The sequence below is a fragment of the Metapseudomonas phytobenefica genome (genome assembly GCF_043392685.1).
Classification (GTDB): domain Bacteria; phylum Pseudomonadota; class Gammaproteobacteria; order Pseudomonadales; family Pseudomonadaceae; genus Metapseudomonas.
In genome coordinates this window covers 305583-319336 of sequence record NZ_JBHZGM010000001.1, presented here as the reverse complement: position 1 = coordinate 319336, position 13754 = coordinate 305583, and the positions used below count along the sequence as shown (strand labels likewise).

The following is a 13754-nucleotide window of genomic DNA, read 5'->3' as shown; positions in this document are numbered from 1 at the left end:
CATGCGTAGCGCCACTATCCGCCGCCAGGAACCTGTAATCGGCCGCGTCGTTCCGTCGCGCAAGCCGGTACCGCGTGGCGCCAGCCGGATGGTGGCCAAGGAGCCGCTGAGCCGGCGCTTGCCCAAGCCCAGCTTCGGTTTCCTGCGCAAGCTGGCCTGGCCGGTGATGCTCGTGGTGCTGGGTTTCGGCGCCTACGAAGCGGCCCAGCGAGTATTGCCGTACGCCGACCGGCCCATCGCCAAGGTCAATGTCCAGGGCGACCTGAGCTACATCAGCCAGGAGGCGGTGCAGCAGCGCATCGCGCCGTTCATCGCCGCGAGCTTCTTCAGCATCGATCTGGCGGGCATGCGCCGCGAGCTGGAACAGATGCCGTGGATCGCCCACGCCGAGGTACGCCGCGTATGGCCGGACCAGGTGATGGTCCGCCTGGAAGAACAACTGCCCATCGCCCGCTGGGGCGACGAGGCACTGCTGAACAACCAGGGCCAGGCCTTCGCCCCGCGCGAACTGGCCCACTACGAACAGCTGCCGCAGCTCTGGGGACCGCAGCGGGCCCAGGAGCAGGTGATGCAGCAATACCAGATGCTCAGCCAGATGCTGCGCCCGCTCGGCTTTTCCATAGTCCGGCTGGAGCTGCGCGAGCGCGGCAGTTGGTTCCTGTCCACCGGCCAGGGCGTGGAACTCCTGCTTGGGCGGGATCATCTGGTGGAGAAGATGCGACGTTTCATCTCGATCTACGAGAAAACGCTGAAGGATCAGATTGCGAACATAGAGCGCGTCGACCTGCGCTATCCCAACGGCCTGGCAGTGGCCTGGCGGACGCCGGTCGAGGCCCCGGCGGCGACCACGGTCGCCGTGCAGTGAATCAGAGAGAAGGTTAGAAGCATGGCAAGCGTACAGAGCGGCAAGATGATCGTCGGCCTGGACATCGGCACCTCCAAGGTGGTGGCGTTGGTGGGCGAGGTCGCGGCTGATGGCCAACTCGAGATCGTCGGCATTGGCACTCATCCATCGCGTGGCCTGAAAAAGGGCGTGGTGGTGAACATCGAATCCACCGTGCAATCCATCCAGCGCGCAGTGGAAGAGGCCCAGTTGATGGCGGGTTGCCGCATCCACTCGGCTTTCGTCGGCATTGCCGGCAATCACATCCGCAGCCTGAACTCCCACGGCATCGTGGCGATCCGTGATCGCGAAGTCAGCGGCGCCGACATCGAGCGCGTACTGGATGCCGCCCAGGCGGTGGCCATCCCGGCCGACCAGCGTGTCCTGCACACCCTGGCCCAGGACTACGTGATCGATAACCAGGAAGGCGTGCGCGAGCCGCTGGGCATGTCCGGCGTGCGCCTGGAAGCCAAGGTGCACGTGGTGACCTGCGCCGTGAACGCCGCGCAGAACATCGAGAAGTGCGTGCGCCGCTGCGGCCTGGAAGTGGACGACATCATCCTCGAGCAGCTGGCCTCGGCCTACTCGGTGATTACCGATGACGAGAAAGAGCTGGGCGTCTGCCTGGTGGACATCGGTGGCGGTACCACCGATATCGCCATCTTCACCGAAGGCGCCATCCGCCATACCGCGGTGATCCCGATCGCTGGCGACCAGGTGACCAACGATATCGCCATGGCCCTGCGTACGCCGACCCAGTACGCCGAAGAGATCAAGATCCGCTACGCCTGCGCCCTGGCCAAACTGGCCGGCGCCGGCGAAACCATCAAGGTGCCCAGCGTGGGCGACCGCCCGCCGCGCGAACTGTCGCGCCAGGCCCTGGCTGAAGTGGTCGAGCCGCGCTACGACGAGCTCTTCACCCTGGTCCAGGCCGAGCTGCGCCGCAGCGGCTACGAAGACCTGATTCCGGCGGGCATCGTTCTCACCGGTGGCACCGCGAAGATGGAAGGCGCGGTGGAACTGGCCGAAGAAATTTTCCACATGCCGGTGCGCCTGGGCGTACCGCATAGCGTGAAGGGGCTCGCCGATGTCGTGCGCAACCCCATCTATTCCACGGGCGTAGGCCTGCTGATGTACGGATTGCAGAAGCAGTCCGACGGCATGCCTGTCTCCGCTGGCAACTACGGCTATGCCGAAGAAGCCAAGGCTCCTGTACTGGAACGGCTCAAACGCTGGGTTCAGGGCAATTTTTAACCGCGGTACGCAGTAGGCGAAAAACTAAAAAAGGAAGGAGAGGGGAAATGTTCGAACTCGTAGATAATGTTCCGCAAACGGCGGTCATCAAAGTAATCGGTGTCGGTGGTGGCGGCGGCAACGCCGTGAACCACATGGCCAAGAGCAACATCGAAGGCGTCGAGTTCATCTGCGCCAACACCGATGCCCAGGCGCTGAAGAACATCGGCGCGCGCACCGTGCTGCAGCTCGGTCCGGGCGTGACCAAAGGCCTGGGTGCCGGCGCGAATCCGGAAGTCGGCCGTCAGGCTGCCATCGAGGACCGTGAGCGCATCGCCGAAGTGCTGCAGGGCGCCGACATGGTCTTCATCACCACCGGCATGGGGGGCGGCACCGGTACCGGCGCTGCGCCGATCATCGCTGAAGTGGCCAAGGAAATGGGCATCCTCACCGTTGCGGTGGTGACCCGTCCGTTCCCGTTCGAAGGCCGCAAGCGCATGCAGATCGCCGACGAGGGCATCCGCTCCCTGGCGGAAAGTGTCGACTCGCTGATCACCATTCCCAACGAGAAGCTGCTGACGATCCTCGGCAAGGACGCCAGCCTGCTGGCCGCCTTCGCCAAGGCTGACGACGTGCTCGCCGGCGCGGTACGTGGCATCTCCGACATCATCAAGCGTCCCGGCATGATCAACGTCGACTTCGCCGACGTTAAGACCGTGATGGGCGAAATGGGCATGGCGATGATGGGTACCGGCTGCGCCAGCGGTCCGAATCGCGCTCGCGAAGCCACCGAGGCGGCCATCCGCAACCCGCTGCTGGACGACGTCAACCTGCAGGGCGCCCGCGGCATCCTGGTGAACATCACCGCCGGTCCCGACCTGTCCCTGGGCGAGTACTCCGACGTGGGCAACATCATCGAGCAGTTCGCTTCCGAGCACGCCACCGTCAAGGTGGGCACCGTGATCGACCCGGACATGCGCGATGAACTGCACGTGACCGTAGTGGCCACTGGCCTGGGCGCGCGCATCGAGAAGCCGGTCAAGGTGGTCGACAACACCGTTCAGGCGGCCACTGTGGCCACTTCCACCGTTGCCGCTCGTCCGGAGCAGCCGTCCGTCAACTACCGCGACCTGGATCGCCCGACCGTGATGCGCAACCAGGCTCATGGCGGCGCAGCCACCGCGGCCAAGCTCAATACTCAGGATGACCTGGATTACCTGGATATCCCGGCATTCCTGCGTCGCCAGGCTGATTGATGATTTGTATCAGGAGCATTAGGGTGATTGGTGTTCAGCAAAGGGCGGTTCTGCTATTATCGCCGCCCATTGTTGAAAACAGTTCGCAACTTGCGCACAAGCGGCCAATGCCATGATCAGACAACGCACTCTCAAGAACATTATCCGTGCCACTGGCGTGGGGCTGCATTCCGGGGAAAAGGTCTACCTGACCCTCAAGCCCGCACCGGTGGATACCGGCATAGTGTTCCGCCGTACCGACCTCGACCCCGTGGTGGATATCCCTGCCCGTGCCGAGAATGTCGGTGAGACCACCATGTCGACCACACTGATCAACGGTGAGGTCAAGGTGGACACCGTGGAGCACCTGCTTTCGGCCATGGCTGGCCTGGGCATCGACAACGCCTACGTCGAACTCTCTGCGTCGGAAGTGCCGATCATGGACGGCAGCGCTGGTCCTTTCGTCTTCCTGATTCAATCCGCCGGCCTGCAGGAGCAGGACGCGCCGAAGAAGTTCATCCGCATCCTGCGCGAAGTGACAGTGGAAGAAGGCGACAAGCGCGCCACTTTCGTGCCCTTCGACGGTTTCAAGGTGAGCTTCGAGATCGATTTCGATCACCCGGTATTCCGCAATCGTACCCAGAGTGCGAGCGTGGATTTCTCCAGCACCTCGTTCGTCAAGGAGGTCAGCCGTGCGCGGACCTTCGGCTTCATGCGCGACATCGAGTTCCTGCGTTCCCAGAACCTGGCACTCGGCGGCAGCGTGGAGAACGCCATCGTGGTTGACGAGAACCAGGTGCTCAACGAAGACGGCCTGCGTTACGAGGACGAGTTCGTCAAGCACAAGATTCTCGATGCGATCGGTGACCTCTATCTGCTCGGCAACAGCCTGATCGGCGAATTTCGTGGCTTCAAGTCGGGCCACGCGCTGAACAACCGTTTGCTGCGCCAGCTCATCGAGCAGAAGGACGCCTGGGAAGTGGTGACCTTCGAGGATGCCAGGACTGCACCTATCTCCTACATGCGACCGGTAGCAGCCGTTTAAGCATTACCCTCTTTCCTGACTTCAAAGGCCACCTTCGGGTGGCCTTTTTTATCTTCGGATTCCCGATCGGCTCAATCCTGCGGCTTGCCGTGGCGCGCCAGGCGCTCAAGCGCTTCCCGCAGGCGCGGATCACTGACGGTTTCTGCCGTGGCCTGAAGGCTTTCCGCGGCGCTGGGCGACAGGCGGCCTTCGGTCACCGGAGCGCTGCTCGGGGTGAAACTCGGCTGGACCTTGAAGACGATCCGCTCCAGGCCGGCGAAGGCCTCGAATCCCTTCAGCTGGCGCAGCAGGCGGGCCTGCTGGTAGCGCAGGCGGGTCGCCCAATGACCGTCGGTGACGATCAGCAGTAGCCGGCCTTCACGCCAGGAGGCGACATGGCAGTGTTCGCGAGCGGCGGGCTGCAGTTGGCTGGCGAGCAGCTGTTGCAGCTGGTCGATGCGCTGGGCTTCGTTGAAAAGCGCTCGCAATGGCTTTTCCTCGCGTAGCAGCGCGGCAGGGGAGCGGGCGGGCAGGGGACGAAACGCCATGGTGGGTGCTTGAATGAGGGCTGGTCAGACCATATTAACAGAGGCAGTTCCTTGTCTTGGTCTGTGCGCTCGATTCGATTGCCCGGGCCGTCGATCCATCGGGGCAATGCTCAGGACGTCTGGACGCCGTCCTACGGAGGCTGGGAAGTGCTCCCGCTTTCTTCGACAAGGAATCCGAGTAGAATGCCCCCTTCGCAAGTAGCCATGACGGCTGCGCGGGCGACTCCAGGCCGCCCTCCATCCCAATGTGTGGAAGATCCTCTCTATATGTTTGCGCCATTGTTGAAGAAACTCTTTGGAAGCAAGAACGAGCGCGAAGTGAAGCGCATGGCGAAAGTGGTGCAGGCCATCAACGCGTTCGAAGAGCAGATGGTGGCCCTGTCCGATGACCAGCTGCGTGCCAAGACCGAAGAGTTCAAGGCGCGCCTGGCCAAAGGCGAGACCCTCGACCAGCTGTTGCCGGAAGCCTTCGCCGTGGCGCGTGAGGCCGGCAAGCGCGTCATGGGCATGCGTCACTTTGACGTCCAGCTCATCGGTGGCATGACCCTGCACGAGGGCAAGATCGCCGAGATGCGTACCGGTGAGGGCAAGACCCTGGTGGGTACCCTGGCGGTCTACCTGAATGCGCTGTCCGGCAAGGGCGTGCACGTGGTGACCGTGAACGACTACCTGGCCCGCCGCGACGCCAACTGGATGCGTCCGCTGTATGAATTCCTCGGCCTTTCCGTCGGCATCGTCACCCCCTTCCAGCCGCCAGAAGAGAAGCGTGCCGCCTATGCCGCCGACATCACCTACGGCACCAACAACGAGTTCGGCTTCGATTACCTGCGCGACAACATGGCGTTCAGCCTGGACGACAAGTTCCAGCGCGAGCTGAACTTCGCCGTGATCGACGAAGTGGACTCCATCCTCATCGACGAAGCGCGTACCCCGCTGATCATTTCCGGCCAGGCCGAAGACAGCTCCAAGCTCTACATCGAGATCAACAAGCTGATCCCGCGCCTGAAGCAGCACATCGAAGAGGTGGAAGGCCAGGTCACCCAGGAAGGCCATTACTCGGTCGATGAGAAGACTCGCCAGGTCGAACTCAACGAGATGGGCCATCAGTACATCGAGGAAATGCTCACCCAGACCGGTCTGCTAGCCGAGGGCGAGAGCCTCTATTCGGCGCACAACCTCAGCCTGCTGACCCACGTCTACGCCGCGCTGCGTGCCCATACCCTGTTCCATCGCAACGTCGAATACATCGTGCAGAACGACCAGGTGTTGCTGATCGACGAGCACACCGGCCGTACCATGCCCGGCCGCCGCCTGTCCGAAGGCTTGCACCAGGCCATCGAAGCCAAGGAAAACCTGCCGATCCAGGCGGAGAGCCAGACCCTGGCCTCCACCACCTTCCAGAACTACTTCCGCCTCTACAAGAAGCTGTCCGGCATGACCGGTACCGCCGATACCGAGGCCTTCGAGTTCCGCCAGATCTACGGCCTGGACGTGGTCGTCATCCCGACTCACCGCCCGGTTGCCCGTAAGGACTTCAACGACCTGGTCTACCTGACCCAGGAAGAGAAGTTCAACGCCATCATCGCCGATATCAAGGAATGCCAGGCCAGCGGCCGTCCGGTGCTGGTGGGTACCGCCTCGATCGAGAGCTCCGAGTACGTTTCCCAACTGCTGGTCAAGGCGGGTATCGAGCACAAGGTGCTCAACGCCAAGTACCACGAGAAGGAAGCCGAGATCATTGCCCAGGCCGGTCGTCCGGGCGCCGTGACCATCGCCACCAACATGGCCGGTCGTGGTACCGACATCCTTCTCGGCGGCAACTGGGAAGCCGAGGTGGCGGCCCTGGATGCCCCGACCGACGAGCAGGTCGCGCAGATCAAGGCCGAATGGCAGAAGCGTCACCAGCAGGTGATCGAGGCCGGTGGCTTGCACGTGGTCGCTTCCGAGCGTCACGAGTCCCGCCGTATCGACAACCAGCTGCGTGGCCGCGCAGGTCGCCAGGGTGACCCGGGTTCCAGCCGTTTCTACCTGTCGCTGGAAGACAACCTGATGCGCATCTTCGCCTCCGACCGGGTGAAGAACTTCATGAAGGCCTTAGGGATGCAGTCCGGCGAGGCCATCGAGCACCGCATGGTGACCAATGCCATCGAGAAGGCCCAGCGCAAGGTCGAAGGCCGCAACTTCGACATCCGCAAGCAGCTCCTCGAATACGACGACGTGGCCAACGAGCAGCGCAAGGTGATCTACCACATGCGCAACAGCCTGCTGGCTGCCGAAGACGTCGGCGACACCATCAAAGAGTTCCGTGAAGAGGTGCTGAACAGCACCATCGACGCCCATATCCCGCCGCAGTCGATGCCCGAGCAGTGGGATATCAGCGGCCTGGAAGCCGCCCTGTACAGCGATTTCGGCCTGAAGCTGCCGGTGCAACAGTGGCTCGACGAAGACGACAAGCTCTACGAAGAGACCCTGCGCGAGAAGATCCTCGCGGAGCTGCTCGCCGCCTACAACGAGAAGGAAGAGCTCGCCGGCGCCGAAGCCCTGCGCGCCTTCGAGAAGCAGATGCTGCTGCGCGTGCTGGACGACCTGTGGAAGGACCACCTGTCCACCATGGATCATCTGCGTCACGGTATTCACCTGCGCGGCTACGCCCAGAAGAACCCGAAGCAGGAGTACAAGCGCGAGTCCTTCACCCTGTTCCAGGAATTGCTCGACTCGATCAAGCGCGACACTATCCGCGTCCTCTCCCACGTCCAGGTCCGCCGCGAAGACCCGGCCGAGGAGGAGGCCCGACTGCGTCGCGAGGCTGAGGAAATGGCCCGTCGCATGCAGTTCGAGCATGCCGCCGCGCCGAGCCTCGATGAGCCGGAAGCGGGCGAAGAGCAGGGCGATGTGGCTGTCGCCACCGCGGCCGCTCCGGTACGCACCGAGCCCAAGATTGGCCGCAACGAGCCTTGCCCCTGCGGTTCCGGCAAGAAATACAAGCACTGCCACGGTCAGATCAACTAAGGCGCTGCTGTAACCCGAACGCCGCGACCGGCCTTGCCGCTCGCGGCGTTTTTCCTGATATCCCTGGCCGTCTGCGCCGTCCGCAGCCGGTCGCCTGCTGACAAAGGAGCGCTTCCCATGGCTGTTGGTCTTGGCCCTCTGCCTACTCTTCACCCGGTTCCCGGTTTCGAACTCGGCATCGCCTCTGCCGGCATCAAGCGCCCCGGGCGCAAGGATGTGGTGGTGATGCGCTGCGCCGAAGGCTCCACCGTCGCCGGTGTGACCACCACCAACGCCTTCTGCGCGGCCCCGGTGCTGATCACCCGTGAGCGCCTGCCGGGCGAAGTACGCTACCTGCTGACCAACACCGGCAACGCCAACGCCGGCACCGGTCCGGACGGCCTGGCCCGCGCGCGCCGTGCCTGCGCCAGGCTGGCCGAGCTGGCTGGTGTGGGCGAAGAGGCCGTGCTGCCGTTCTCCACCGGCGTGATCGGCGAGCCGCTGCCGGTCGAGAAGATCGAAGCCGCGCTGCCCGCGGCACTGGCTGACCTCAAGGTGGATAACTGGGCCCAGGCCGCCGAAGGCATCATGACCACCGACACCCAGCCCAAGGGGGCCAGCCGCCAGTTCGAGCATGATGGCGTGACCGTCACCATCACCGGCATCAGCAAGGGCGCCGGCATGATCCGTCCGAACATGGCCACCATGCTCGGCTACATCGCCACTGACGCGAAGGTTGCCCGCGATGTGCTCCAGGCGCTGGTGCGCGATGCCGCGAACAAGTCCTTCAACCGCATCACCATCGACGGTGACACCTCCACCAATGACTGCTGCTTGCTGATCGCCACCGGCCAGGCCGCCCTGCCGGAAATCACCGCTGCCAGCGGTGAGCTGTTCGCCAAGCTCAAGCACGCCGTGTTCGACGTCTTCATGGAAATCGCCCAGGCCATCGTGCGCGACGGCGAAGGCGCCACCAAGTTCGTCACCGTGCAGGTCAATGGCGGTGCCAACCATCAGGAATGCCTGGACGTGGCCTACGCCGTGGCCCACTCGCCGCTGATCAAGACCGCGCTGTTCGCCTCCGACCCCAACTGGGGCCGCATCCTGGCCGCCGTGGGCTATGCCGGCGTGCCGAATCTGGACGTCAGCAAGATCGACGTGTTCCTCGGCGAAGTCTGCATCGCCAGCCAGGGTGGCCGTGCTTCCACCTACACCGAAGCGCAGGGCGCGGCGGTAATGGCTCGCGAAGAGATCACCATCCGCATCGAGCTGGGCCGTGGTGACTGCAGCGAAACCATCTGGACCACCGACCTGTCCCACGAATACGTGAAGATCAACGCCGAGTACCGCACCTGAGCACAGAACCCGTCCACGATCAGCGGCCAGCTCGCAAGGTCGTGAACGGGTTAAGCCGTGCAGCGGCATTCCCGATTTTCATCGCCCGATGAAAATCGGGAATTTGCCAGGGTCGCAGGCTGCTTCCATGCTCCAGCGAAACCCTGGGGAACTGGAACCAAGGAGGTCGGCATGTCCCTGAAACTGGTAATCGGCAACAAGAACTACTCGTCCTGGTCGTTGCGCGCGTGGCTGGCGATGGAACTGACCGGCTCCCCCTACGACGAAGTCCGCATTCCGCTCTACCAGGCCGACAGCCACAAGCGCCTGCTCGGTTACTCGCCCACCGCCAAGGTGCCCGTGCTGCAGTGCGAAGACGGCAGCGTCTGGGATTCCCTCGCCATTGCCGAATACCTCGCCGAGCGCTTCCCCGAAGCGCATCTCTGGCCTTTTGGCCAGGCGGCTCGCGCCATGGCCCGTTCGATATGCGCCGAAATGCACAGTGGCTTCGTGCCGCTGCGCAGCCACATGCCGATGGACATGAAGCGCAACCAGCCGCTCGCCGAGGTCCCGGACGAGGTGGCGGCAGATATTCGCCGCATCTGCGCCATCTGGGCCGAGTGCCGTACACGCTTCGGCCAGGACGGCCCCTATCTGTTCGGCCATGCCAGCATCGCCGACGCCTTCTACGCGCCGGTGGCCAGCCGCCTGCGCAGCTATGCCGTGGTGCTGCCGGCGGACGCCGCGGCCTACGTCGACACCATTTACCGGTGGCCGGCCTTCCAGCGCTGGTACCAGGCCGCCTTGCAGGAAACGGAGATCATCGAATGAAACGAGTGCATGTGGCGGCTGCGGTGATCCGCGGCGCCGACGGCCGGGTGCTGATCGCCAGGCGTCCGGACGACAAGCACCAGGGCGGCCTCTGGGAGTTCCCCGGAGGCAAGGTGGAGGAGGGCGAGGTCGTGCAGGCTGCGCTTTCCCGCGAACTGGAAGAGGAACTGGGGATCCGCGTCAGCGCTGCCCGTCCGCTGATCCAGGTGCACCACGACTACCCGGACAAGCATGTGCTGCTGGATGTCTGGGAAGTCAGCGCCTTCACCGGCGAACCCCATGGCGCCGAGGGCCAGCCGCTGGCCTGGGCGTCGCCGCGTGAGCTGGGGGATTACGAGTTTCCGGCAGCCAACAAGCCGATCGTAGCCGCGGCGCGCCTGCCCGACCGCTATCTGATCACGCCTGACGACGTCGAGCCCCAGGCACTGCTGTCGGGGCTGAAGGCAGCGCTGGCCAAGGGTGTGCGCCTGGTTCAATTGCGTGCGCCGCGCATGTTCGACGCCCAGTACCGTGACCTGGCGGTCGACGTGCAGGGTCTCTGCGCCGGCAAGGCGCAACTGATGCTCAAAGGCCCGCTGGAGTGGCTGGGCGACTTCCCCGCGGCCGGCTGGCACCTGACCGCCGAGCAACTGCGCAAGTACGCCCCCAACGGCCGCCCCTTCCCGCGCGAGCGCTGGCTGGCGGCGTCCTGCCACAGCATCGAGGAATTGCAGCTGGCGGCGGCCATGGAAGTCGACTTCGTCACCCTCTCGCCGCTGCAGGCCACCCAGACCCATCCCGACGCCCAGCCCTTGGGGTGGGCACGCGCCGAGGAGTTGCTGCGCGGCTTCAACCAGCCGGCCTATCTGCTGGGCGGCGTTGGCCCCGATGACCTGGAGCAAGCCTGGAAGGTCGGTGCCCAGGGCGTGGCGGGAATCCGGGCGTTCTGGCCAGAGGCTTGAGCCGGGGCCTCTCGCGAGCAGAGCTCGCTACGGGGTCACAGCCAGATGGCGTCCCACAGCGAGTAATCACCTGCACGTCGGACCATTCCGGCGCGCGGTTGATTGGGCACCCGTTGGCCTCAGCCTTTCTTCGCCGCCTGCCACAACACCTCATCGACGCCCTGTCGCCGGGCGATCAGGCGGGCGGCGACGAAGAGCAGGTCGGAGAGGCGGTTGAGGTAGGCCAGGACTTCCTCGCGCAGGGGCTCTTCGCCGTTCAGCGTCTGGGTGCGGCGCTCGGCGCTGCGGGCGAAGCTGCGGCAGATGTGGGCCTGGGCCACCAGGCGGGAGCCGCCGGGGAGGATGAAGTTCTTCAGTGGCCCGAGTTCTTCGTTCCACAGGTCGATGGCGGCTTCCAGCCGCTCGATCTCCTGCTTGTCCACCACCTGGTATTCCGGCATCGCCAGCTCGCCGCCAAGGTCGAACAGACGGTGCTGGCAGGGCGTCAGCACGCCGATCACCTCATCCAGGCCCGGGCAGTTCCGTGCGCTCTCGGCCAGCTCCGCCAGCAGCAGGCCGAGCTGGCTGTTCAGGGTGTCCACCTCGCCTATGGCCTCGATGCGCGGGTGGTCCTTGGGGACGCGCCGGCCGCTGGACAGGCCGGTCTCGCCCTTGTCGCCGGTGCGGGTGTAGATCCTGGAAAGGCGGTTACCCATGTCAGGCTCCTGCTTCAGTGGCGTTGGAAGTCAGCGGCAGGCGCAGGGTGAAGCAGGTGCCCTGGCCGGGCTTGGACTGCACTTCCATCTGGCCCTTGTGGTTGTTGGTGATGATGAAATACGAGACCGACAACCCCAGGCCCGTGCCCTGGCCCACGTCCTTGGTGGTGAAGAAGGGCTCGAAGATGCGCTTGCGCACGTTCTCGGGAATGCCCACGCCGGTGTCTTCCACCTGGATTTCCGCCCAGGGCGGATTCAGACGGGTACGCAGGGTGATGCGGCCTTCCTCGTCGTCCTGGCGTTGGTGGATAGCCTGGGCCGCGTTCTTCAGGAGGTTGAGCAGTACCTGCTCCAGCTCGTTGGCGGTTCCGGGTACCGGCCCCAGCTCGTCGTCGAATTCGCGGACGATCTGCAGGCCCTTGAAGTCGAAGCCTTCGGTCAGGTCGAAGTCGTTGCTGGCGATCTCCAGCGCCTGGTCGATCAGCACCGGCAACTGGCAGGGCGCCAGCTGGCGGTTGCTGCGTCGGCTGAAGGCGAGCATGTGGCTGACGATCTTGGCTGCGCGAGCACCGGCCTGGTGGATATCGTCCAGCAGCTTGGGCACTTCGCGGGCTTCCAGGTAGCGGTTGATGGAATCCAGGCTGACGCCGTTGATGGCGGCCTGCTCCTGGTTGCGCTCCAGGTCCGGGGAGATGCGCCGGCGGATGTTCTGTACGTTGTGCAGGATGGCGCCCAAGGGGTTGTTGATCTCGTGGGCCATGCCGGCCGCCAGGCCGCCCACCGAGAGCATCTTCTCCGACTGCACCATCAGCTCTTCCATGGACAGGCGCTGGGTGATGTCGTCGATGCGGATCACCACGCCGCGCCCGGTGCCGCCCATCAATGGATAGAAGGTCAGGGCGTAGTGCTGGACGTTCTCGCCCACCAGCCAGCTCACCCGCTCCACCTTCTCCACCTTGTGCTTCTCGGCGGTCAGGCGGATCTGCGGAAGGAACGGCTTGAGCGAGGGGAAGGCGAGGAATACCGGCTGGTTCAGCGCATCGTCCATGCTGGTGCCGGAGAGCGCGCTGGCTTCCTGGTTCCACTGGGTGACGTAGAGCTGTTCGTCCAGGGCGATGAGCGCCGAGGGCATGGAGTCGATGATGCTGTTGAGGTAGTTCTGGAAGCCGGTGAGCTTCTTCTCGATCTTGCTGCGCACCTGCACCTCCAGCTCCAGCTTGCGGTTGGAGTGGCGGGTTTCTTCGGCCAGTTCGTGGGCCTGGTCGAAGGCGGCCTGGGCGTCGTCGCGGGCGCGCTTGAGCTGTTGCTCGCGGGCTTCGATGCGGCTGAGCATGGTGTTGAAGGCGTCGGCGAGGCTGCCAATCTCGTCGCGGTTGCCGCGGGGGGCGCGCAGTGAATAGTTCTCTTCGCGGGTCACCTGGCGCGACAGCTCTTCCAGACGGCGGATGGGGCGGGTGATCATGCGCCGGATCTGCCGTGCCACCAGCATCCAGAGCAGTACGCTGCAGGCGAGGATCGCCAGGCTCGCGGTCAGGGTGCCGGTGTAGAACACGCCGGGCAGCTCGCTGGAAGCCACCAGCAGCAGGTGGCCGGCGGGCTTGCCGGAGATGGGCACCTCGGTGAGGTAACTGGTGCGGAACTCCCGCCGGCGCCAGCTGGCAATGTCGCTGGCCTTCAGCGGCAGGTCGAGTTGTTCGCCCCGCTGCAGCTGGGCCAGCAGCCGGCCATCGGCGTCGTACAGTGCGGCGGCGCGCAGCGGCGTATAGCCGTCGAGCCGCTGCAGCATCTCCTTGGCCTTTTCTTCCGAAGACAGCGCCTCGGGACCGACGGACGAAGTGGCGAAGAGCCGGCCCAGGGTTTCCAGGCCCTGGGGCGCCACGCTTTCCTGGGAGATCCAGTAGGCGGCGCTGATGAAGGCCAGGTTGGCGATGAGCAGGACGGTAGCGAGCAGGACCAGCAGGGCAGCGAGCAGTTTGCGGCCGACCGAGAGGTTTTCGAGACGTTGACGCAGGCTGGTCAAGGGGGCAGATATCCGCGGCTG

The 13754-nt window shown here is 64.5% G+C and carries 11 protein-coding genes; 8 read left to right on the top strand and 3 right to left on the bottom strand.

Features of this window, described 5'->3' with window-relative positions; all coding sequences use genetic code 11:
• Position 1 precedes the first annotated feature (1 nt).
• From ACFW0B_RS01455 to lpxC, 4 genes are all read left to right on the top strand, one after another.
• Positions 2-865: a cell division protein FtsQ/DivIB gene (locus ACFW0B_RS01455; RefSeq protein ID WP_449146178.1), complete on the top strand. Its 864-nt coding sequence runs from the start codon at positions 2-4 to the stop codon at positions 863-865.
• Between the two features lie 21 nt (positions 866-886).
• A complete protein-coding gene (gene ftsA, locus ACFW0B_RS01450) occupies positions 887-2137 on the top strand; it encodes a cell division protein FtsA (RefSeq protein ID WP_449146177.1) in 1251 nt (416 codons plus the stop codon).
• Positions 2138-2184: 47 nt separating this feature from the next.
• The gene (gene ftsZ / locus ACFW0B_RS01445) at positions 2185-3372 is read left to right on the top strand and encodes a cell division protein FtsZ (protein WP_449146176.1); all 1188 of its coding nucleotides are present in this window, start codon (positions 2185-2187) and stop codon (positions 3370-3372) included.
• Positions 3373-3484: 112 nt separating this feature from the next.
• On the top strand, positions 3485-4396 hold the full coding sequence (gene lpxC, locus ACFW0B_RS01440; RefSeq protein ID WP_028628442.1) for a UDP-3-O-acyl-N-acetylglucosamine deacetylase: 912 nt from the start codon (positions 3485-3487) through the stop codon (positions 4394-4396).
• A gap of 71 nt (positions 4397-4467) precedes the next feature.
• Here lpxC and ACFW0B_RS01435 read toward each other — a convergent pair whose 3' ends face one another.
• A complete protein-coding gene (locus ACFW0B_RS01435; RefSeq protein WP_449146175.1) occupies positions 4468-4923 on the bottom strand; it encodes a DUF721 domain-containing protein in 456 nt (151 codons plus the stop codon).
• Between the two features lie 267 nt (positions 4924-5190).
• On the opposite strand from ACFW0B_RS01435, the gene secA reads away from it, so the two are divergent.
• The 4 genes from secA (at position 5191) to ACFW0B_RS01415 (ending at position 11018) form a co-directional block, all read left to right on the top strand.
• Positions 5191-7932 carry a preprotein translocase subunit SecA gene (secA, locus tag ACFW0B_RS01430; RefSeq protein ID WP_449146174.1) on the top strand — a complete coding sequence of 914 codons (2742 nt, stop codon included), beginning with the start codon at positions 5191-5193 and terminating at the stop codon, positions 7930-7932.
• A 117-nt stretch (positions 7933-8049) separates the two neighbouring features.
• Positions 8050-9267 carry a bifunctional glutamate N-acetyltransferase/amino-acid acetyltransferase ArgJ gene (argJ, locus tag ACFW0B_RS01425; protein ID WP_449146173.1) on the top strand — a complete coding sequence of 406 codons (1218 nt, stop codon included), beginning with the start codon at positions 8050-8052 and terminating at the stop codon, positions 9265-9267.
• Positions 9268-9438: 171 nt separating this feature from the next.
• Positions 9439-10077: a glutathione S-transferase family protein gene (locus ACFW0B_RS01420; protein WP_449146172.1), complete on the top strand. Its 639-nt coding sequence runs from the start codon at positions 9439-9441 to the stop codon at positions 10075-10077.
• A complete protein-coding gene (locus ACFW0B_RS01415) occupies positions 10074-11018 on the top strand; it encodes a Nudix family hydrolase (protein ID WP_449146171.1) in 945 nt (314 codons plus the stop codon). Before ACFW0B_RS01420 ends, ACFW0B_RS01415 begins: the two co-directional genes overlap by 4 nt.
• A 119-nt stretch (positions 11019-11137) precedes the next feature.
• On the opposite strand, the gene ACFW0B_RS01410 is transcribed toward ACFW0B_RS01415, so the two are convergent.
• Together ACFW0B_RS01410 and ACFW0B_RS01405 are read right to left on the bottom strand one after the other, a co-directional pair.
• Positions 11138-11713, bottom strand: coding sequence for a cob(I)yrinic acid a,c-diamide adenosyltransferase (locus ACFW0B_RS01410; protein WP_449146170.1), 576 nt, complete (start codon positions 11711-11713; stop codon positions 11138-11140).
• A gap of 1 nt (position 11714) precedes the next feature.
• Positions 11715-13733, bottom strand: coding sequence for a sensor histidine kinase (locus ACFW0B_RS01405; RefSeq protein ID WP_449146169.1), 2019 nt, complete (start codon positions 13731-13733; stop codon positions 11715-11717).
• Positions 13734-13754: the final 21 nt, after the last annotated feature.